The sequence below is a fragment of the Leptolyngbya sp. GB1-A1 genome (genome assembly GCF_039962475.1).
Taxonomy (GTDB): Bacteria; Cyanobacteriota; Cyanobacteriia; order Elainellales; family Elainellaceae; genus Leptolyngbya_A.
In genome coordinates this window covers 135,312-155,250 of record NZ_JAMPLI010000002.1, presented here as the reverse complement: position 1 = coordinate 155,250, position 19,939 = coordinate 135,312, and the positions used below count along the sequence as shown (strand labels likewise).

Here is a 19,939-nt window from a genome sequence, read left to right as displayed (position 1 = left end):
TCACAAAGAAGGATGGAAATCCAGACGAGACACAAAATTCGGTTTGTGCAGGGGAAAAGACGAATTCAGGGGAATGGCAGTTTACCGAATCAGCATCGCATGATCATTCTGCTTAGCATGACCATTTTGCCTGGCATCATAATTTTGCCTGGCGTTACAATCCTGCCCATTGAATCAGCAACGCCAGACCGATCGCCACAACTGCGCCAATGAGCGTATTGAGAATGTTCACCAGTTCATTGGTGAGCCAGTCAAATTTAGTTTGCAGCGTTGCGCCGATCACGCTTTCTAGATTAGTTGCAATCAGGGCAGCAACCAAGCAGATCGGGATGCCAATCAGCGGAATCAGCGATAAGCCCCAACCGACTGTTGCGATCGCAGCAGCACCCAGAATTCCGGCGATCGTTCCTTCCAAGCTGACGGCTCCTTCGGTTCCACGAGCAACGGGCTGAAAGGTGGTAATGAGAAAGGTGCGCTTCCCATAAGCCTTACCGACTTCACTGGCGCAGGTGTCTGACAGTTTGGTACTCATGCTGGCAACGTAGCCCAAATACAGCAGCAGCACGGTATTTCTAACCCACAAATCGCTGTGATCGGCATAAAAGGTTGTCATCGCGTAAGTTCCTAGTGCGCAGAGGGTTGCCACCAGAGCCGATCCCCAAACGTTTTCGGGTCCTCTTGCGCCCGATCGCTTTTCGGCAATTCCGGCGGCTTCTTTTTCTGCCATGCCAATACGTGTGACGGCTGACCCCACCAGGAAGTAAAACAGCATTAGCCCATAGCCGCGCCAGCCTAGCGTGCCCCATAGCGCAACCCCCAGCACCCAAGCATGAACGTATCCCGCAGGCGTGAGCAATTTTTTGGGCAGCAGCCATGCCACACCGAGCAGCAGCGTGTTGATCAGGATTGCGACCAGCCAGGGCATTAGCGTATTGAGCAGAACAGGGGAAATTGCCATGAGTTGTTTCCTTGAGTGCTTCTTTTGGTCGATCGCCTAACGGGTTATCAAACTCATTTTGGCTACAGAATGACCTGATGAATAAGCTTAGAATAATTTTTTGAGTGAGTTTTCTGTTCTAAAGAAATGTAAGACAGCGTGTGCTCTTTAGAACAGCAGAGTCAAGAACAGCAGAGTAAGCAATCTGATTGCCTGAATTCCCCACCCTTTTAATCAGGAGTTAACCCGATGGATTCTGTCTTATTTCACTTGGCATTCCCTGTCGGTAATCTTGCCCAAACGAAAGCGTTTTATGTCAGGGGTCTGGGCTGCACTGCCGGACGCGAGAATGCTCAATCGATCATTTTGAACCTTTATGGACATCAGCTTGTTGCTCATCTCACTGAAGAACCACTGACTCCGCAGAAGGGTATTTATCCACGACACTTTGGCTTGGTCTTCATGCAGGAGTCTGACTGGGAAGCCTTGCTAGAGCGGTCACAGCAGCAGGGGCTAATGTTTTATCAGCAGCCAAAGCACCGTTTTCGAGATTCGCTCCTAGAGCATCGCACTTTCTTTTTGCAAGATCCCTTTCATAATCTGATGGAATTTAAGTATTATGTTCATCCTTCTGCGATTTTTGGTGAGGCGCAGTTGGCTCGAATCGGCGATCGATGATGACGCGCTCTTTGAACAGCAGCCTAGAGCAGGTTGCCTGGTAAACTACTTGGCAAGCTACTTGGCGATCTGCGGATAAGTAAAAAGACATCATTTAATCAAAAACAATGAAATTGCCATCTGCAAGGGCGATCGTCTTGATCGTCATCAGAACTGGTATTATCAGTCTGCATTCATTCGCTGTATTGATTTGGGGTGATGCTGGACTGCAAATCTGCAAGAGATCCTGAAACGCCAGCTTCTGCCAGTGATGCCTCTGTTCCATGAAACTGCAAATAACGGAACTGCGAAAAACGGTTCGCTTTTATTTAGAAGACATTGAAACTGCGATCGGTAAAGCAATTAATTTGACGATCGTGGGGCTAGTGCTGTTGTCTTCCGCCTGCTTTGTGGCAGAAACCTATCCAATTCCCCAACCGGTGCGGCTAAAGCTGAATTTCCTTAACACGGCGATCCTGATTCTGTTTACGATCGAGTATCTGTTGCGCCTCTGGAGTGCCGAGCATCGCGTTCGCTTTTTCTTCAGTCTTGCGTCTTTGATTGATTTAGTCGCGATTCTACCGTTTTTGTTTACGGCGATCGATATTCGATTCATCCGCATTTCTCGCTGGTTTCGGATTTTACGCCTCCTGCGGTTTGTTGAGGGGAAGACAATTTTTGGTTATGTGAGCCGCGAAGACAGCGTGATTTTTGCTCGAATTTTGCTCACGCTATTCACAATTATTTTTATCTTTTCTGGCTTGATTTACCAGGTTGAACATCCGCTCAATCCCGATCGCTTTACGACCTTTTTAGATGCAGTGTATTTTTCGGTAGCAACGATGACAACCGTGGGATTTGGTGACATCACGCCGATTTCTCAGACGGGAAGATTGCTGACGGTGCTGATGATCCTGACCGGCATCGCGCTGATTCCCTGGCAGTTAGGCGATTTGATCAAACAGTTGATTAAAACGTCTAATCAGGTTGAAACAATTTGTGCAGCGTGTGGTTTAGAGAGCCACGATCGCGATGCGAAATTCTGCAAAAATTGCGGTCATTCGCTAATGCAGGTGAAATCTTCTCAAGCTCACTTTTAACGAGATGCCATTCCTTAAACGCTAGCTAGGCGATCGTCTCCTATGGGATTTGCTCTCCTTCTCAGCCTGCTCCTGCTGCTCTCCTGTTGGGGGCGAGGAACCCTGGACTGACTGGACTCCCGATTCTTGCTTCTAAGGGGAGAAGGAGTCGGGTTCTGCGAATAAAGGACAAACTGCAAATTGATGTCCGTCTATTGAATCATTTCTAAATCAATTAAGGAAGGTTTCCTGCAAAGACGATCTCTGCCCAGGGTGCGGTTATCCCTTGAATCTCTATTTGTTAACTTCAGCACAGATTGACAGGGCGTTTTTATTTCCGTCTTTCTGTAATTTTTTTGTAAATGAATCAGGAGATGATTTATGACTTTTACCGCCGACCAGCAAACGAATGAAGCATTACAAATGTTCCAGGGTTTTGATGCTGATACTCAACTCGCGCTGTTGTGGTATGGCTACCTTGACCTGAAAGATCAGCTCACCCCGACAAACGACCCGGCTCAGCACGCGATTTCTCGATCGCTGGTGGATCAAATTCAGGCTCTCTCTCCCGAAGAGCAGCTCGAAGCCCAGCGCAATATTATTGCTTGCGCCGATACGGATGTCAGCCATGCTTACAGTGCGCTCAGCTCCAGCGCAAAACTTAGCTTCTGGCTCCAGCTTGCTCAGGCAATGGATGAGGGTTCTGTGATTCAAGTTCCTTCGGATTATCAGCTTCCTTCTGAAACCGATCGCTTTAGTGAATCGATCAAGAGCCTCGACTTTGAGCAGCGCATTAACTTTTCCCGCAGTGCAGTGGTGGCAATGGGCGCGCAGCCGATCGATAGATAATGTAGAAAGAATATAGTGCGAGAGGATGTAGCGCGTTTTTGATTAAAGGGGGAAATTCCTGATACCGACGAAAGCCGGAATTGGGTTTCCCCCGATTTTTAGTTCAGATTTACTCTTCAAATACATCCCTATCCTGCGGCTGATGCACCTTTCCTGCCCGCTTCAGCAGCTCGTCAGCGCGATCGGGATGCTCAAAAATTAAGTCCAGCAGGTCATATTCATGCAGTCCGGCTTTGTGGGCGTAGTAGCGCACCTGAGACATAATGCGCGGCTCGGACTGGCGTAGATACATACTAAGGCAAGCCAACGCCTGTGCAGAAAGACTGCGTCCTAAAAAATAGGCGAGAGCAGTCAGGAGCTTGAGTTCGTATTCCGGTGGCGGGTTTAGCGTGAGAGGCTGGGAGTTGGGCTGAGAGTTGGGCTGAGTCATAGGTGAATTGCGTCAATTTGAATCAATCTTGCTTTTAATCATCCTGCGATAAGTTTGGCTTTGAGCAAAGCGATCGAATTTCTTCTTGCAGTGCCTAAATTTATTCATGCAAAGATTCATGCAAAGATTCGATCGATGTTGACCTGGCAATCTCGCCGCTATTGCTTTCGGCATTTTTACACTCTGTTCTGTGCGCTCAGCAGGATGTTGATAACAGAACGTTGATCGATCGCTTGATGCATATGATGAGTGGAAGAAATGGCATTTTGTGGGTTTACAGGATGCTGGCTCATGTTAATTCAATAAATTACCCTCGCAATTCACCCTTGTAATTTAAAGTAATCGACGTTGATGAGTCTGGCTTCCTTTGATGAATTAAGCTGTAACCGTTCGATTGTTACAATTTCTCAACCACGGGCAGAGGCTTTTGCGGATTTGAAGCGACACACTAACCCATAGTTACTCTGTGAATGTGTAAGTTGAGTAAAGCAATGCAGACCTTTCACAATTTCATGGACTTGATGCCGCAACACGCGGAAATTGGAGAGCAACAGTCCGATGGCTACCGTCCGGTTCAGCTTACGCTCAACAATACAATCATTCACTGTCAATACTATGCTGCAAAAACAGATGCCGCAAAAACAGACAGTGCCGACGAAGCGGTAGAAAAAACAACTCAGGGAGTAATTTGGGTTGGTGGTGTAGGTGGCGGTTGGGACAGTCCGGCACAGCAGCTTTATCCGCGACTGGCGCAGATTTTATTGCGATCGGGCATTGCTTCTTTGCGGGTGCGCTACCGTCAGCCAACTCAACTCGACCTCTCGGTAATGGATGTGCTGGTGGGAATCCGATTTTTGCAGGATCAGGGCATTGAGGCGATCGCCCTCGTTGGACATTCATTTGGCGGAGCGGTAGTCATTCAGGCGGCGGCGGCGACATTGGCGGTAAAAACGGTTATTGCCCTTGCGCCCCAGTCCTACGGCACGGAAGCGGTTCCCGAACTGGCATCGCGCTGCTCGCTGCTGCTGCTACACGGCACGGCTGATCCAGTGCTGTCTCCTGCCTGCTCAAAGCAGATTTATCAGCACGCCCTTGAGCCAAAGCAGCTCATTCTCTACCCGGACGCTGGCCATGGTTTGGATGAGGTTGCGGATGAAGTTGAATCAGTCGTTCAACATTGGCTGATCGAACAGCTTAATCAAAATATCGAGTAGCCACCCTAAACTGCGAACAGCAGCACGAATGAAAATCTATTTTTGAGTCAGACGATGATGGAACTAAGATGGGGCAGCAGCGATCGAGCCAAAGACCTTTTAAAGGGGCAAACCGCTCCTTACGCCAGCGGCTTAATTGGCGCGGAGAGCCTGCGCTTGCTTTTGCGCCGACGGCAGTAGTTTTAGGTGTGCTTGCTTTTGTCGAAGTGCTGTCCCAGTAGCGGCTACTGTTTGCATCTCTGGCATTCAGCGCGTTTTTGATTTATCTCGATCCACAGCACGGAACGAATACTGTTCGCACCCTGACCATTTCTCACTTAATGGCAGCCATGATCGGCTGGGTATTGTTGCTCTGCTTTGGTAGCGGATATCTTGCGGCAGGAATTTCTCTGGTGATGACCATCGTGCTGATGATTGTTCTTGATGTTGTTCATCCGCCTGCCGTTTCGGCTTCCCTCAGCTTTGCTCTTCGTGCCCACAACGAAACGCACCTGATTCTATTTTTTCTGGCGATTGCGGTGACGGCGACACTCGTTTTACTGGAACGAATTACGCTTTGGATTCTGCCAGCATACGATCGTTCTTCCTGAACCCTCAAGATACAACTTCCATTTTGTCCCGGCTTCTAAGCAGAGATGGCAAGTCTATCTTCCTTTTTATCATCGGCGATTCAAATTTATCTTGTTGCCGATGAAACTTTTGTGTTGAAAATGTTTCACACTTTTGCTGTTTCACCATAGAATGATTGACATATCACTTCATTTCTGGTTAATCCAATATGACAGCAGCAACCCGTGGACGATCGAAAGCCGTGAATGTGAATAAACAGTCTGTTGAACAAGCAGGGTCGTATCTTCAAGAATTGCCGGAAAAACCGAAAGAGAATTTGTCGTTGCGTGAGGCAGTCGGTCAATTGCGTGACCAAATTCAGGCAGCTCTGGCAAAAGGCTACAGCTACGATGATTTAGCAAAAATGCTAACTGAGAAAGGAATCGAAATTAGCGCGACCACGCTCAAGAGCTATGTACCCGCAGGTAGGCGGCAGTCCAACAAAGACAAAACTGCTGCTCCCAAAACCCGCACACGCCGCACTCGCAAAACCGATGATGCAGAGATAGATACTTCAGAGGCAACCGAAGCGGAAACGGAAACCGCTGCACCCGAAGAGACTGAGGAAGCTGAGCGGAAACCGATTCGTCGCCGCACTCGCACCGCGGCCGCCAGTGCAAAAGAAGGTCAGAGCAGCCGTGCAACTGCCAATAAGCCAGCGACTCGTTCTACGCGGGGTCGGCAAAAGCGCAGCTAAGCCTTACTTTATTTTTTCAATCAGGCCTGAATAATGGCAACGGATCTCTCCCCTGCTGCGATTCCCGACTTTGTTCAGGTGCTATCGCAGGCAGCAAAATCCTATCGTGTGTCCGCTCAACTGACTGCAAATCAGCAAGCAGAGCCTTCTGGAGAAACTGCGATCGATCGTCCCCCAGCCGAGGCGGTGGTTCAAGCATTGCTTCAGGCAGAACTTGCTGCAAAACAGCAGCGACTTCAGTATCCGTTCGCGGATTTGGTGGGGGAATGGCGGCTCTGTTTCACCACTGGCGTAAAAAAACGATCGCCCTCCAAGGGACAAACGAAAGGACAAACACGAGGCGGCATTCGCTTAAAAAAAGGAGTTTACCTGCCGCAGTGGACTCCTGCTCAGATTGGCTTTTTTGCTGCTCCAGAAGCAGTGGCAGCGGGATTTGGGCAGGGCATCATCACGAATCAAATCAGCCTGGGTGCAGTGCGGCTTCGGTTTACAGGTCCAGCAAAGTATCTGGGCAAGAAAAACCTGCTTGCCTTTGATTTCACGCAAGTTGCCATCGATTGTTTTGGAAAAACAGTCTTCCAAATCGGATTCCGCGGTGGGCAAACCAAAGCCGCACAGTTTGAACAGATGTCTATTGCTAAGCTGCCGTTCTTTGCCTTTTTCAGCGTTACGCCAGACTGGATCGCAGCGCGAGGACGAGGCGGCGGTTTAGCCCTATGGATTCACGAAGATTCGAGCAGTAGCCATGATTGATTCAACTGATAATCATCTGCGGCAAATCCTCACGCAGACGCAAACGATCGCCGTTGTAGGGCATTCCGATCGCCCCGATCGTCCCAGCTATCAAATCGCCCATTTTTTACGGCAGGCGGGCTATCGCGTCTACCCGGTGAACCCGGCACTTAATGTGATTGAGGATCAGCCCTGCTATCCCACGCTCAACGCAGTTCCAGAGGCAATCGATCTGGTGAATGTGTTTCGACGATCGGAATTTCTGCCAGAGGTGGTGCAGGAGGCAATCGAGATTGGCGCGAAAACAGTTTGGGCACAGTCGGGGATTTCTAGCCCTGTCGCGGCTCAGATGGCAGCCGACCACGGACTAACCTGCCTAATGAATGCCTGTATCAAAATTGAATATTTGCGTTTGGGGCTGAGTGGGCGATCGCGTTAGTGTTCCGCTTGATTTTGTAGCCGCTATCGCTCCAGCGCTGAACCGTTGGCAATAAGGTTTTGTCTAAAATGGCATGACTCAAATTAAGGTCAGCGGGAGTGGCCTGGCTGAGCGATGCCCATTTCAGAATCGTTTTCGTGAATATTGTATCTGTCAAATTGGCACGAATCAGTAAGGCAGCACTGAAATCTGCCTCGGTTAAATCTGCTCTGCTCAAGTTTGCATTTGTAGGCCTGCACGATTCATCAGGACGTGGCTAAAGTTGACCCGTTCTAAGTGCAATCAATTCAACTTTGTGCTGCTCAGGTTTGCTTAATCAAAATTTGCGTCGTTGAGTACAAGGTCTGCAAGATTAGCACCTGCTAAATCTACTCCGGTAAAATCCCGTTCACCTGCCTGATATCTTTTTTGTAATTCAACAGCGTCCATAGTGAATGCGTTACGACTTCTGGCTCATCCTAATATTTATACTGACTAATGTTTATACTGAACCCCTCCTATCCACTGGTTCAGCTAAAAAACTGATACAGTCAGGAAGATGTTCTTGCAGCTTTGCACGGCTCTGATAGTTTTCTGATTATCGGGCAAGTCAGCGGCGAAGCGCTGTCTATCGGGGCAGGGTATCTATTGGGAGCAGGATGTTGAGCAATGCGAAACAGTTTCCACTTCAGGATAATTAGCTTATGTTTCGTCTGTTCTATTTTCCTTTGCTCATCCTACTGTGCCCCGCCCTTGATCAGCGTTCACTGACACTTCTTTTGTTTCTCCCCAATGATTCCGGCCAATGATTCCAGCGATCAATCTAACTGAATATCCCTATGCTTCGGGTCGGCGAGTCGTGATGGGCTGCAACTATGCGGCAGCAACCAGTCAACCGCTTGCGGCTTTAGCAGGCATGGAAATGTTTTGGGCAGGCGGTAATGCGATCGATGCGGCAATTGCAATGGCGATCGCCCTCACCGTTGTAGAGCCGACTTCTAACGGCATTGGTTCAGATGCGTTTGCGCTGGTGTGGGATGGACAGCTTCACGGGCTGAATGCGTCGGGCAGAAGTTCACAAAATCTGACGATCGATCGCTTTGAGGGCATGACGCAAGTGCCGGATTTGGGGTGGTTGTCTGTCACCGTGCCGGGAGCGGTTTCTGCCTGGAGAACGCTGTGGGAAAAGTGGGGCAAGCTGCCGTTTGAGCAGTTATTCGCGCCTGCAATTCGCTACGCCGAATCGGGTTTTCCTGTGTCCCCGGAAACTGCCCGTGCCTGGAAATGGACCGAGTCGCTGTTTGCCCATGCAACCGAACCGGAATTTCAGTGGTTTAAGCAGACGTTTTTACCCCAAGGACGATCGCCCCGTGCCGGAGAAATTTGGGGCAGTGCGGCACATGCAGAAACGCTGCGCGACATTGCGGCCACCGGGGGCGAAAGCTTTTATCGCGGGAAGCTGGCTGAGCGAATTGCGGCGTTTGCTTCCGATACAGGCGGCTTGCTTACGCAGGAGGATTTGTCGCAGCATCGCGCAGATTGGGTGCAGCCTATTTCCACAGATTACCGGGGAATAACGCTGTGGGAAATTCCGCCCAACGGACAGGGAATCGCTGCGCTGATGGCGTTGAATATTCTGGAAGGATTTGATTTATCAAAACAGCCCCGCGACTCGGTAGACAGTTTCCACTGGCAAATTGAATCGATGAAGCTAGCCTTTGCCGATGTGCATCAGCACGTCAGCGACATTGAAACTATGCAGGTGCAGCCGCAGGACTTGCTGGATAAAACCTATGCGGCGCGGCGGCGTCAGTTGATTGGCGATCGTGCCCTATTTGCCAGCGCTGATCTGCCTAAGGGTGGCACGGTGTATCTGGCAGCTGCCGATCAGGATTTCATGGTGTCGTTTATTCAGTCGAACTACATGGGCTTTGGCAGCGGCATTCTAGTTCCCGAAACGGGCATCGCGCTGCATAATCGCGGCAGAGGCTTTACCCTTCAGCCCGGACACGCAAATCAGGCTGCCCCCGGAAAGCGTCCGTTTCACACGATCATTCCCGGTTTTCTAACGCAGGGCAATCAGCCGATCGGTCCGATGGGCGTGATGGGGGCGCACATGCAGCCACAGGGACATCTGCAAATGATGGTCAACCTGAGAGACTATGGCATGAATCCGCAGGCTGCCCTCGATGCCCCGCGCTGGCAGTTCACAAACGGCAAAACGGTGTGGCTAGAACAGACCGTAGCCCGATCGATCGCTCTGGGATTAACCGATCGAGGGCATGACATTCACCTGACCGCAGAAGGCCGAAGTTTCGGCAAAGGACAAATGATTGTGCGGCAAAACGGTGTGCTGATTGCTGCTTCTGAACCCAGAGCAGACGGATTGGCACTAGCGGGATGAAGCGGGCGGGACGGGTTGCGGTGATGCTTGGGGGAATCTTGCTTCGACTGCTTTGAGGCGATCGTCGATGGCTCTTACCTGCTCACCTAGCTCGATCACTAGCGTGGCAAGGCGATCGAACTGGGCAGAATTCGTCTGGGCTTGGGAAGGAGGAGCAATGCGAGGAGCCGATGTCACCGGGGCACGGCTGACACTCCCACCTATCTGAGCCTGAAGCTGGCTCACCTGAAGCCGCAGGGCAGCCACCTCCGAGGAAAGCTGATTCAGCCGAAAATCCGACAGTCCAAATTGTGCCGGGGCGGGCGATTGCCACAGCAGGGTCAACAGTGCTGCAAGGATACTGATCGCCCCAACAAAAGTCCACTTCTTTTGCGGTAATTTCTTTTTCATTGTCCTAGTTCTAAGTCTTGTTCTGTAGAGCAGGCATTGCCCAATAGGAGCCACAGGTGAAAAACTAGAAATTAGAAAAACTAGAGATTAAAAAAACTAGAGATTAGAAAAACTGAAGATTAGAGTGCAACTATAGCAAGCCTGCACAACCCAGGACATCTCTCTGTTGTAAGGCACTGTTGCAAAGCACCGTTGTAAGGCAATCGAATAAAACACAGCGTTAAATAAAAACACAGCGTTACGGGTAAATTCAAAATTAAGTAACCTGTGCCCAACTGCAAAAATTCTCAATCGATCGACTGACCGTCCCGCCTGCCCAGCTCATACACGCCGCAGCCAATACAGGCAAGAATGCCCACGCTGATCGCCCAACTGCGACCCAGGCTCAGCTCCATCAGCCAGTTACAGATTCCGCCTGCACCCAAAAACGGCACAATACTCAGCAGCGACGCATAAAAGGCATTCTGGGATTCGCGTCCTTTACGGGTGCGCTCGTATTCCTCAGCCGAGGTGTAGAGCGATCGATCGGCAAAGTTCATCCATCGGGTCAACTGCTCCATTACCCATTCGCCCACCGGAAAGAAGCCTAGATAAAGAGCCAGTGACCAGAGCGCAATTCCAGTTAAAAGGACAGTATCGAGACGAATCGGGAATGGCAGCAGATCTGACAGCATGGCTAAATCAATCTTGATAAACAGCAATCAATCCGGCAAATTTCTTTATGAGTTGTAATTATCTTAGCTCGATCGCTGCGATCACCCGCTCAAAATCTGCTTTAATTTCGCAGTTCGATCTGCGCGACCACCTGACCGTGATCCGACTTCCAGACCTCTACAGGATGATCCATCAAACTTTTATCCATCAAATGATCATTCAGCACCGAGACATATTTGACGTGCCCGATGTGCCTGGGATTTTGCAGCATAAACTCCTGACTCACCAAAATATGGTCCAAGCTTTCATAGTGGGCATCGTGCAAATGCGTGTAATAAAAGTCGCCACGAGTCTGTCTTGCCTGAATCTCTTTTGCAGAATAAAGCAGCACATCCCACACGACCTCTTTATACTCATGCTGCCAGTCAGGGTCGGGGGGGTCTCCTGAGATCAGGCGCGATGTCACTGCTCGATCGCTGTCATTAATGTCGCCCATCAAAATGACCGGATGACGAGTTTTTTGCAGGACTTCAACTAGCAGCACCCGCAATGCAATCGCCTCAGCTGCTCGCTGAATTAGGGCACGGGTTTGTCCTTTCACAATTTCGATCGGATCATGCCGATCTTTTCCTTCTGAAATCACAGGGCGCTTTGACTTGAGATGCACCACGATAACGGTACAAACCAGCGAATTGGTAATTGCAACCTCAGCCCGAATTACCGGACGCGCGAAGCGATCGAGCGGAATCAGTATGTCTTCTAAATCAAATCTTGCAGCCGCCGGAAAGCGATCGATAATTTCGTATCGAAGGACGGGAAACCGAGAAACCAGTGCAACTCTTGGCTTTTCTCCGTTAGGATCGCCTGTGATCAGCGCTGCACCTTCGTAAGTTGGTATTCCTGTCAGGACTTCTTCTAAGGCCTCCTGATGAAACACCTCTTGAAATCCTACGATGTCTGCCTGCATCCGGTTGAGCTGTGCTGCAATCCATTGCTTTTTCCGCTCATATTCGGCGATGCTATAGCGACGGTTTTCGTAATAAGGAATGTTGGGCAGTAGCAGATTATAGAGATTAAAGGTTCCAACGCGAAAAGAATGACGCATGGGGTGGCTTCAGGCAGGTTCACTAGAGATTACTATAGCGAACAAATAAAGCTCATACCGAATCCACGCACCGGATCTTATTCGATTTATCTGATTGAGCTTCAGTTCTAATAGGACGACCCCCAGCTACTCGCTAACCGGGGGCACTTCGTTTTTACAATCACTTGTTGTGCGTGAATTATGGCAATTCGATCGCCAGAAGACAATCTCACCAAAGAGAGAAAGATTGTTCAACCTACAGCGAATTAGTATGAAAAAACCATATATCGGTATACGTTCCAAAAGCATTCCAACATTATTTCAAAATCATTGGATAACGATCATTCCTGCTTCTACTTCATCAAACGTAATCTGCCCCTTTGGATAGTTGGTACTTCTTTCAGCATTCTTTAGCATCAAAACGCAGCCAAATTCCCCTCAGCGTGGTTTATTGCATGATTGTGGTTTTGAAAGTGCGTTTCACAAACCCGTTCATTTGCTCATTCGCTGACCAATCCGTTGACTAATTCGCTCACTGGTTCACAGGCTGATTCACGGCTGTTTCGCAAACCCTTACTTAAGTAAAGACATCTATCTAAGGAGCTGGCATGGGCTTTTCCGCTTTATTCTGGATTTTCATTGTTATTTCAACCCTTCAACCCATCATTCAACGCAGAGTTGTGGAGTCCCGTCGGCTAGGCTCGATCCAAACCTTTCAACAGAAGCGGCAGAGCCGTACGATTCTGCTCATTCATCGGCAGGAATCCATTAGTCTGTTGGGAATTCCTCTTTCGCGCTACATCACGATCGAAGACTCTGAGCAAATTTTGCGGGCGATTCGCCTGACCCCGCCTGATGTGCCGATCGATCTGATTCTGCATACGCCTGGAGGACTGGTGCTTGCCACCGAACAGATCGCTAGAGCCTTGATTCGCCACCGGGCAAAAGTCACCGTCTTTATTCCCCACTATGCAATGAGCGGCGGCACGATGCTGGCTCTGGCAGCCGATGAAATTGTGATGGACGAAAACGCAGTGCTGGGTCCGGTCGATCCGCAGCTTGGCAGCATTCCCGCAGCCAGTGTAATCAAGGTCGTTGAAGAAAAGCCGATCAGCGAAATTGATGATCAAACCCTGATCACGGCAGATATTGCGCGTAAAGCGATCACCCAGGTTCAGCGATTTGTTCGCACCCTTCTGGCAGACGAATTTCCTCAGAGAAAGATCGCCCCGGAACAAGTCGAACGAATTATTGACGCCATTACGACGGGCAAAGTTACCCACGATTATCCCATTACGGTCGAAGAAGCAAAAGACATGGGATTACCGATTACCGTTGGGCTGCCCAAAGAAATCTATCAGCTCATGGATCTTTATCCACAGCCGATGACAGGTCGCCCCTCAGTGCAGTATGTTCCTCTGCCGTTCCAACCCCGCCCGATGCCCCTTCCCGAAGGCGCAGGTGCAAGAGCCGATCGCTAACAGGGTCTTGCTTCATAACAGGGTTGCTGATCCAAAAACCCCTAGATTCTTAGAGAGACAGATCCAGGTCGGGCAGCTCTCGCTCTCGGTAGTGTAAACATTCCTGGCATGGACCCATCGGATTCACGGCGCAGCGCATATAGCTCGATCGGGCATTAAACTGACAAGTCAGGTCGCCAATCATGTAGCCGATGCCCTCGACGTAGTGATGGTCGGGGGAAAGTCCCAATTTGGGCAGCCCGCGTGTTGAAACCGATTCCATCGCCAGTCGCAGACGTTCCTGTACTTGAGCATCTGCCCGACGCAAAATCCAGAGAGAAGCAAGAAATGGTGTTAAACCCACAATAAAAATGAAGAGTGTGACTATCACAGCAGTTTTTAAAGTGGTTGGATAAGTTGATGTAGCTTATTTACAGCTTAATCAGCAAATTGAGTCTGTCAATCCGGCGGATGGATGAAGGAATGGGGAGATAAGGGGAGGGGTCAGGAGTCAGGGAAAAGGATGTTATAGGACTTGGTTTTGGCGGATGCATTCAGCGTAGTAGTGTGCGCTAGCTTTTGGGATACGTCGCTGAGTGGGGTAATCAACGTAGACAATGCCAAAGCGACGATCGTATCCCCACGCCCATTCAAAGTTATCCATTAAGCTCCAAACAAAGTAGCCTTTGAGCGGATAGCCTTCTTGGGTGGCGCGGTGGGCGGCTTTAAGATATTGGCGCAGGTAAAAGATTCGATCGCTGTCCATCACTTCGCCCGACTGCACCTGATCCTCTGCAGCGCAGCCATTCTCGGTAATCAAAATCGGCAGGTTGGGTCGGTTAAGAGTTTCGCTGATGTGACGCACGCCCCAGTAAATGGCGTCGGGAACGATTTGCAGCCAGGGCATATTCATTCGCGGATAACTATGAGGGAAGGGCAAAATTTCAAAGCCGGGAGCCCGATCGATCGCCCGCACATAGCTTCCCGTGTACACATTAAAGCCAAGCTGATCAATGGGCTGATGAATGATTTGCAGATCGCCCGATTGAATCCGAGGCGCATTTTTGCCTAACTGCCGTAGAAACTCAGGGTGATACGCTCCGGTGAGAGCCGGATACAGAATGCCACCATTTTGCCAGCAAAAGGGAAGAGCGGCCTGGGCAGCGGCAATGTGTTCGGGCGTTTCCATTAAGGGAACCGACACGGCAAAATTGTCTACCAGCGACACGCTACAGGCTACAGGGGAAGCTGATCGAATTGCCTGACAAGCCATGCCGTGAGCGAGCAGCGCGTGATGGGAAGTTTGCCAGACTTCTTGCTGAGTTTTAACGATCGTTCCCGGTGCATGGGGCGGCACTTGTTTTATGCCATAGCCCAGGTGCGTGAAGCAGGGAATTTCGTTGAGCGTGATCCAATGGGTAATGCGATCGCCCAATCGCTCCACGGTTGCAGACACGTAATCCGCAAAATCTTGGGCAATCTCGCGGCTGCGCCAGGAACCATACAGATCTTCTAACGTTTGAGGGCTGTCCCAGTGAAACAGGGTGGCGTACGGCGTAATACCGTGTTCCAGCAGGCAGTCTACCAGTTGGCGATAAAAATCTACTCCTGCCTCGTTGACGGCTCCCCGTCCGTCCGGCACAACACGACACCAAGAAATGCTGAAGCGATAATGCTTGATTCCCAGCTCTGCCAGCAGCTTGATATCTTCCCGATAGCGATGATAGTGATCGCAGGCAGGTTCTCCGCTGTTGCCATTCAGCACCCGTCCCACGATCGCGCTAAACGTATCCCAGACGCTCGGCTTGCGCCCGTCGATCGCTGTGGCTCCCTCAATTTGATAAGCTGCCGTTGCCGCACCCCAAAGAAACTCATTGGGAAATTGATACTTTACGGTCATGCTAAACTGCTCCCGTTTTATAAAAAATATCCCCAGAACGAGGTTCGATCGCCGCGACAGCCGCTAGAGTAGGTCTAGTCATCATTCTCTACTGTCAACTGGGTTACAGCCATGACTTTATACGAACTGGATCTCGATCCCGCAGCAAATGCGGCTGGCGGAGAAGACACTGCCGTTACGCTGAACTATATCGAGGTCATCGAAACGGTGATTGCCAGCTTGCAGCAAGATAACAGCGCGATGGTGAACCATACCGAGGGTGGTGGGTATCTGTGGAAGTTTAAGTATGGCAGCGTTGAAGTCTTTGTGCAGCTGCCCGGCACGTCTGAAGAAGACATTCTCACCGTCTGGTCAACCGTGCTGAAACTGCCTGTCAACAACGAAGCGGGTCTGCTGCGAAGGCTGATGGAAATGAACTGGGGCAATACCTTTGAAGCCCGGTTTGCCATCTCGGAAGATCAGGTTGTGATCTGTGCCCGCCGTACGCTAGCAGAACTGTCTCCTGGTGAGATCTCGCGGAATATTACGATCGTCGCTACCCTGGCTGATGACAACGACGAGGCTCTGCAAGCCGAATTTAACGCTGCCTGAGCGTTTCTAAGCATTCCGTAGGATGGGTCAACGCAGCGTCAGGCATTCTCCCTTAGCCCCTGCCTCCATGCGTTACGGTTTTTCGCCTCCCTATCCTACGAAGCATTACCGAAACTGTCTCACCCCCATTCAGTTTACTTTTTCCGATCGTTCTGGGAATGCTCAACATCGTAGGATAGTCAGTTGAATCTGCTAAAGGAGCCTCTGCGATGCCAAGAACGCCCAACGAATTTGCGGTGCATATTTTGATGGAAGGGGGACATCGCGAAGAAGTGCGGTTTCCCACGATTCAGGACTTCCAGAAGTGGTATAGCGGGGAACTTGTGCCCAAGTCCGGCTCCAGCGATTTTATCAATGTGCCCATCAAAAACATTCAAGGCGAATATATGGTGGTGCGTCCTTCTCGGGTGATTGCGCTGCGCGTCGAGCCTGTCTTCTTTGGAAGTGTTGACCGCGATTTCTAAATTCGTTTTGAGATGGATTGATCTAAAGGTTGATGAGGCGATCGCTCACCCAGTTACTTCGCAAAGGAAACGGCTTTGCATTGCTCCTGTTTTGCCTCGGCTTGCTGCTGAGCCTGCTGCTGGGGCTACGGGTTTTGCCTGCCCAAACGCAGCCTGTTACTCCACCCGTTTCCTCGCCATCCGTTCCGCCGCCCACGAATCCCGTTCAGATTATTCCTTTAAACTCGGTTGAGTCGGCTCCGATCGAGGGTGAAGTCGGGATCGATCGCCAGATCTGGGGAACTGGGGGAATCGCCGCCGATCGCCGGGCACTGCTGCAAGCGATCGACCACTCGCTGACTTATCTCGATACGCCTCAGGCAGAAACGGCTTATGCCAATTATGCGATTTCAGAATTCACTCGCGATCGGGTTCGGCGCAGTCTGATTCGATTTCGGCAGTTGGTTCGCACGGTGCGATCGCCCGAAGCGTTGCAGGCAGCTGTCCGGCGCGAGTTTGATCTGTATCAGTCGATCGGCTCAGACGGTCAGGGTTTAGTTAAATTCACGGGATATTTTGAGCCTGTGTATGAAGCGAGCCGAGTGCAGACTGCTGAATTTCGCTATCCGCTTTATGCGCTGCCGCCGGATTTAGCTCAGTGGACGCGACCTCATCCTACCCGTCGTCAGCTTGAGGGAATGGATGGACTGCAAGGGAGCCAGGGAAGGCTACGCGGATTGGAGTTGGTTTGGCTGCGCGATCGACTAGAGGCATATCTGGTGCAGATTCAGGGATCGGCTCAGCTTCAGCTTACCGATGAAACGCGAATCAGTATTGGCTATGCGGGACGCACCGATTATCCTTATGTCAGCATTGGGCGCGAACTAATCAACGCAGGTAAGATTCAGCCGGAGAATCTCAGCTTGCCGATCGTGATTCAGTATTTTCGCGACCATCCGACGGAATTAAGCGAATACCTGCCGCGCAACGATCGCTTTATTTTCTTCAAAGAAACGACGGGAACTCCGGCAACGGGCAGTCTTCGCGTACCTGTTACTGCCGATCGATCGATCGCGACGGATAAATCTTTGATGCCGTCCGGTGCGCTGGCTTTGATTCATACCGAGATTCCGCTTGCCAATGCTCAACGGCAAATTGTGCCCCAAACGGTGAGCCGCTATGTGTTGGATCAGGATACGGGCGGAGCAATTCAGGGTGCAGGACGGGTGGATATTTTTATGGGAACGGGACAGCTGGCAGGCGATCGAGCGGGACTGACGCTGGCAGCGGGTCAGCTCTATTACCTTCTTTTGAAGGAATAGAAATCGGAGAGCGATGCCGTCAAAAGCAGTAGTACAAAGATTCCAGGCTATGATCAGGCAAAGGAATTTTTACGAACTCCTGGCTAAGATATCGATGAAGTAAACGCCTGATAACCTCCGATCGAGCGGTGAACTGCATAAAAGGATTCTATGGATGCAGATGCGTTTAAGCTAACCTTGCAAATCGTTCTTGCCGTTATTGCAGGAATCGGGGCGCAGGTTATCGCAGAATATCTCAGAGTTCCTGGCATTGTCTTGCTGCTGCTGTTTGGCATGGTGCTGGGAGCAGACGGGTTTGGGCTGCTGCATCCCAACTGGTTTGGCAACGGGCTGGAAGTCATTGTGTCGCTGTCGGTTGCGCTGATTTTGTTCGAAGGCGGACTGAACCTCAACCTGCGCGAACTGGATAAAGTGTCCGGCAGTCTGCGGAATCTGGTGACGCTAGGCGTGTTGATTACCCTCCTTGGCGGCGGCATGGCGGCTCATTGGCTGAGCGAGTTTCCCTGGACGATCGCCTTTCTTTATGCGGCCCTGGTGGTGGTGACGGGTCCAACGGTAATCAGTCCGCTGCTGAAGCAGGTCAAGGTCGATCGATCGGTTGCTGCACTGTTAGAAGGCGAAGGAGTGCTGATCGATCCAGTGGGGGCAATTTTGGCGGTCGTGGTGCTGGATATTATTCGCAGTGGGGATGCTGATCCGGTGCTGATTTTGAGCGGAATGCTGCTGCGGTTAGGCATTGGGGGCGGCATTGGGGCGATCGGCGGCTGGCTACTGGGACAAATTTTGCGACGGGCGACCCTTCTCTCAGATGACTTGAAAAATCTCGTTGTATTGGCGGGTGTCTGGGGACTTTATGGCTTGGCGCAGTTCATGCGAAGCGAGTCGGGACTAATGACGATGGTGGTGGCTGGGGTTGTCCTGGGTGCGCTTGAATTGCCCGCGGAACGCCTATTGCGGCGATTTAAGGGACAGCTTACGACGCTGGCGATCTCGGTGCTATTTGTGTTGCTGGCAGCGGATTTGTCGATCGCAAGTGTATTTGCGCTGGGCTGGGGTGCGTTGCTAACGGTCGCGGTGCTGATGTTTCTGGTGCGTCCGCTAAATGTTTGGCTCTGCACCTGGAACAGTGACCTGAACTGGCGACAAAAGCTGTTTTTGTGCTGGGTCGCGCCGAGGGGAATTGTCTCTGCTTCAGTGGCTTCGCTGTTTGCGATTCTGTTGACCGAGCGGGGCATTAACGGCGGTGACGCAATTAAAGCCCTGGTGTTTCTGACGATTCTTTCGACCGTATTTTTGCAGGGCTTGTCTGCAGGTTGGGCAGCGCGGCTTTTGGGCATTACCTCGACGCAGGCAACGGGTGCGGTGATTGTGGGCTGCAATGCGCTGAGTGTGCTGATTGCGCGATTGTTTCGCGATCGGGGTGAGTCAGTTGTTTTGATCGATACCGATGCGGATGCCTGTAAACTAGCGCAGCAGGAAGGCTTTCGGGTGTTTTCTAGCAGTGCGCTCGATACCCATGTGCTGGAGCAAGCAGGGCTCGATCGCCTCGGAACTTTCCTGGTCATGACCAACAACAGCGAAGTTAATCTGGTGCTGGCACAGCGAACAGCCGAAGAGTTTGCTCCGCCCCGCGTCCTGGCAGTGTTTCCCAGCGAGGCGCAGTCGATGCTGACCAGCGATATGAGCCGCGTTCAGCAGGCATTTACTGATCAGATGTCGCTCAAAACCTGGAATGGTTACCTGAAAGACAATGCAGTGAAATTAGGCGAAACTACGCTGCGCGAGCCTGAATTGCTGTTTCAGCAAGCACACCTTAAAGCACTGATTCGATCGGGTGATTTGATGCCGCTCCTGGTCGAACGCGACGATCGGCTTCAGGTCCTCCCTGTAGCAGAGGAATGGCAGGCGGGCGATCGGCTGATTTACCTGCTGCACGACCCGCGCCCGCAACTGCTAAAGCAACTTGCCGGGAATAACAACAAGCCGCTCGTAATTGAGAAACTGCCGGAAGTGGAAGAAATTCCCTTTAGCGTGTCACTTTAACAGGATAAGCTTTTGGGCATGAGGAC

Annotated in this window: 22 protein-coding genes; 15 read left to right on the top strand and 7 right to left on the bottom strand. The window is 50.9% G+C overall.

The window, feature by feature from the left end; genetic code table 11:
• Positions 1-154: 154 nt before the first annotated feature.
• Positions 155-958 (bottom strand): TIGR00297 family protein, encoded by an 804-nt coding sequence (locus NDI45_RS02690; RefSeq protein WP_348246134.1) that lies wholly within the window; start codon positions 956-958, stop codon positions 155-157.
• 228 nt (positions 959-1,186) lie between these two features.
• On the opposite strand from NDI45_RS02690, the gene NDI45_RS02685 reads away from it, so the two are divergent.
• From NDI45_RS02685 to NDI45_RS02675, 3 genes are all read left to right on the top strand, one after another.
• Positions 1,187-1,615: a VOC family protein gene (locus NDI45_RS02685; RefSeq protein ID WP_348246132.1), complete on the top strand. Its 429-nt coding sequence runs from the start codon at positions 1,187-1,189 to the stop codon at positions 1,613-1,615.
• A 263-nt stretch (positions 1,616-1,878) separates the two neighbouring features.
• The gene (locus tag NDI45_RS02680; protein WP_348246130.1) at positions 1,879-2,694 is read left to right on the top strand and encodes an ion transporter; all 816 of its coding nucleotides are present in this window, start codon (positions 1,879-1,881) and stop codon (positions 2,692-2,694) included.
• Between the two features lie 360 nt (positions 2,695-3,054).
• Positions 3,055-3,522: an orange carotenoid protein N-terminal domain-containing protein gene (locus tag NDI45_RS02675; RefSeq protein WP_190790617.1), complete on the top strand. Its 468-nt coding sequence runs from the start codon at positions 3,055-3,057 to the stop codon at positions 3,520-3,522.
• Between the two features lie 109 nt (positions 3,523-3,631).
• Here NDI45_RS02675 and NDI45_RS02670 read toward each other — a convergent pair whose 3' ends face one another.
• Complete coding sequence (locus tag NDI45_RS02670; RefSeq protein WP_190790618.1) at positions 3,632-3,952, bottom strand: hypothetical protein; 321 nt, start codon at positions 3,950-3,952, stop codon at positions 3,632-3,634.
• A gap of 491 nt (positions 3,953-4,443) precedes the next feature.
• Between NDI45_RS02670 and NDI45_RS02665 the strand changes: the two genes are divergently transcribed.
• The 7 genes from NDI45_RS02665 (at position 4,444) to NDI45_RS02635 (ending at position 10,026) form a co-directional block, all read left to right on the top strand.
• Positions 4,444-5,166: a dienelactone hydrolase family protein gene (locus NDI45_RS02665; RefSeq protein WP_348246127.1), complete on the top strand. Its 723-nt coding sequence runs from the start codon at positions 4,444-4,446 to the stop codon at positions 5,164-5,166.
• A 54-nt stretch (positions 5,167-5,220) separates the two neighbouring features.
• Complete coding sequence (locus tag NDI45_RS02660; RefSeq protein ID WP_277879046.1) at positions 5,221-5,346, top strand: hypothetical protein; 126 nt, start codon at positions 5,221-5,223, stop codon at positions 5,344-5,346.
• Between the two features lie 47 nt (positions 5,347-5,393).
• Entirely contained in the window at positions 5,394-5,756 is a 363-nt protein-coding gene (locus NDI45_RS02655; RefSeq protein ID WP_348246408.1) for an HPP family protein, read from the top strand.
• Between the two features lie 188 nt (positions 5,757-5,944).
• Positions 5,945-6,472 (top strand): hypothetical protein, encoded by a 528-nt coding sequence (locus NDI45_RS02650; RefSeq protein WP_348246125.1) that lies wholly within the window; start codon positions 5,945-5,947, stop codon positions 6,470-6,472.
• A gap of 33 nt (positions 6,473-6,505) precedes the next feature.
• A complete protein-coding gene (locus NDI45_RS02645; protein WP_348246123.1) occupies positions 6,506-7,225 on the top strand; it encodes a hypothetical protein in 720 nt (239 codons plus the stop codon).
• Positions 7,218-7,643 (top strand): CoA-binding protein, encoded by a 426-nt coding sequence (locus NDI45_RS02640; RefSeq protein WP_348246121.1) that lies wholly within the window; start codon positions 7,218-7,220, stop codon positions 7,641-7,643. Before NDI45_RS02645 ends, NDI45_RS02640 begins: the two co-directional genes overlap by 8 nt.
• A 784-nt stretch (positions 7,644-8,427) precedes the next feature.
• On the top strand, positions 8,428-10,026 hold the full coding sequence (locus NDI45_RS02635; RefSeq protein ID WP_348246119.1) for a gamma-glutamyltransferase family protein: 1,599 nt from the start codon (positions 8,428-8,430) through the stop codon (positions 10,024-10,026).
• Here the strand turns inward: NDI45_RS02635 and NDI45_RS02630 are convergent.
• From NDI45_RS02630 to NDI45_RS02620, 3 genes are all read right to left on the bottom strand, one after another.
• Complete coding sequence (locus NDI45_RS02630; RefSeq protein ID WP_348246117.1) at positions 10,015-10,416, bottom strand: hypothetical protein; 402 nt, start codon at positions 10,414-10,416, stop codon at positions 10,015-10,017. The two genes, NDI45_RS02635 and NDI45_RS02630, sit on opposite strands and share 12 nt — an antisense overlap.
• A gap of 287 nt (positions 10,417-10,703) precedes the next feature.
• Positions 10,704-11,090 carry a hypothetical protein gene (locus tag NDI45_RS02625; protein ID WP_348246115.1) on the bottom strand — a complete coding sequence of 129 codons (387 nt, stop codon included), beginning with the start codon at positions 11,088-11,090 and terminating at the stop codon, positions 10,704-10,706.
• A 101-nt stretch (positions 11,091-11,191) separates the two neighbouring features.
• Entirely contained in the window at positions 11,192-12,175 is a 984-nt protein-coding gene (locus NDI45_RS02620; RefSeq protein ID WP_348246113.1) for an endonuclease/exonuclease/phosphatase family protein, read from the bottom strand.
• Positions 12,176-12,762: 587 nt separating this feature from the next.
• Here NDI45_RS02620 and NDI45_RS02615 point away from each other — a divergent pair.
• Positions 12,763-13,635, top strand: a complete 873-nt coding sequence (locus tag NDI45_RS02615; RefSeq protein ID WP_190793030.1) for a hypothetical protein — start codon at positions 12,763-12,765, stop codon at positions 13,633-13,635.
• Between the two features lie 49 nt (positions 13,636-13,684).
• Here the strand turns inward: NDI45_RS02615 and NDI45_RS02610 are convergent, their stop codons facing one another.
• Positions 13,685-14,005 (bottom strand): DUF6464 family protein, encoded by a 321-nt coding sequence (locus NDI45_RS02610; RefSeq protein WP_348246111.1) that lies wholly within the window; start codon positions 14,003-14,005, stop codon positions 13,685-13,687.
• Positions 14,006-14,140: 135 nt separating this feature from the next.
• Complete coding sequence (locus NDI45_RS02605; RefSeq protein ID WP_348246109.1) at positions 14,141-15,514, bottom strand: GH1 family beta-glucosidase; 1,374 nt, start codon at positions 15,512-15,514, stop codon at positions 14,141-14,143.
• A 111-nt stretch (positions 15,515-15,625) separates the two neighbouring features.
• Here NDI45_RS02605 and NDI45_RS02600 point away from each other — a divergent pair, with 111 nt between their 5' ends.
• The 4 genes from NDI45_RS02600 (at position 15,626) to NDI45_RS02585 (ending at position 19,913) form a co-directional block, all read left to right on the top strand.
• The gene (locus NDI45_RS02600) at positions 15,626-16,105 is read left to right on the top strand and encodes a YbjN domain-containing protein (protein ID WP_190793027.1); all 480 of its coding nucleotides are present in this window, start codon (positions 15,626-15,628) and stop codon (positions 16,103-16,105) included.
• Between the two features lie 209 nt (positions 16,106-16,314).
• The gene (locus NDI45_RS02595) at positions 16,315-16,569 is read left to right on the top strand and encodes a hypothetical protein (protein ID WP_190793026.1); all 255 of its coding nucleotides are present in this window, start codon (positions 16,315-16,317) and stop codon (positions 16,567-16,569) included.
• 32 nt (positions 16,570-16,601) lie between these two features.
• Complete coding sequence (locus tag NDI45_RS02590; protein WP_348246107.1) at positions 16,602-17,870, top strand: murein transglycosylase A; 1,269 nt, start codon at positions 16,602-16,604, stop codon at positions 17,868-17,870.
• Between the two features lie 150 nt (positions 17,871-18,020).
• Entirely contained in the window at positions 18,021-19,913 is a 1,893-nt protein-coding gene (locus NDI45_RS02585) for a cation:proton antiporter (protein ID WP_348246105.1), read from the top strand.
• Positions 19,914-19,939: the final 26 nt, after the last annotated feature.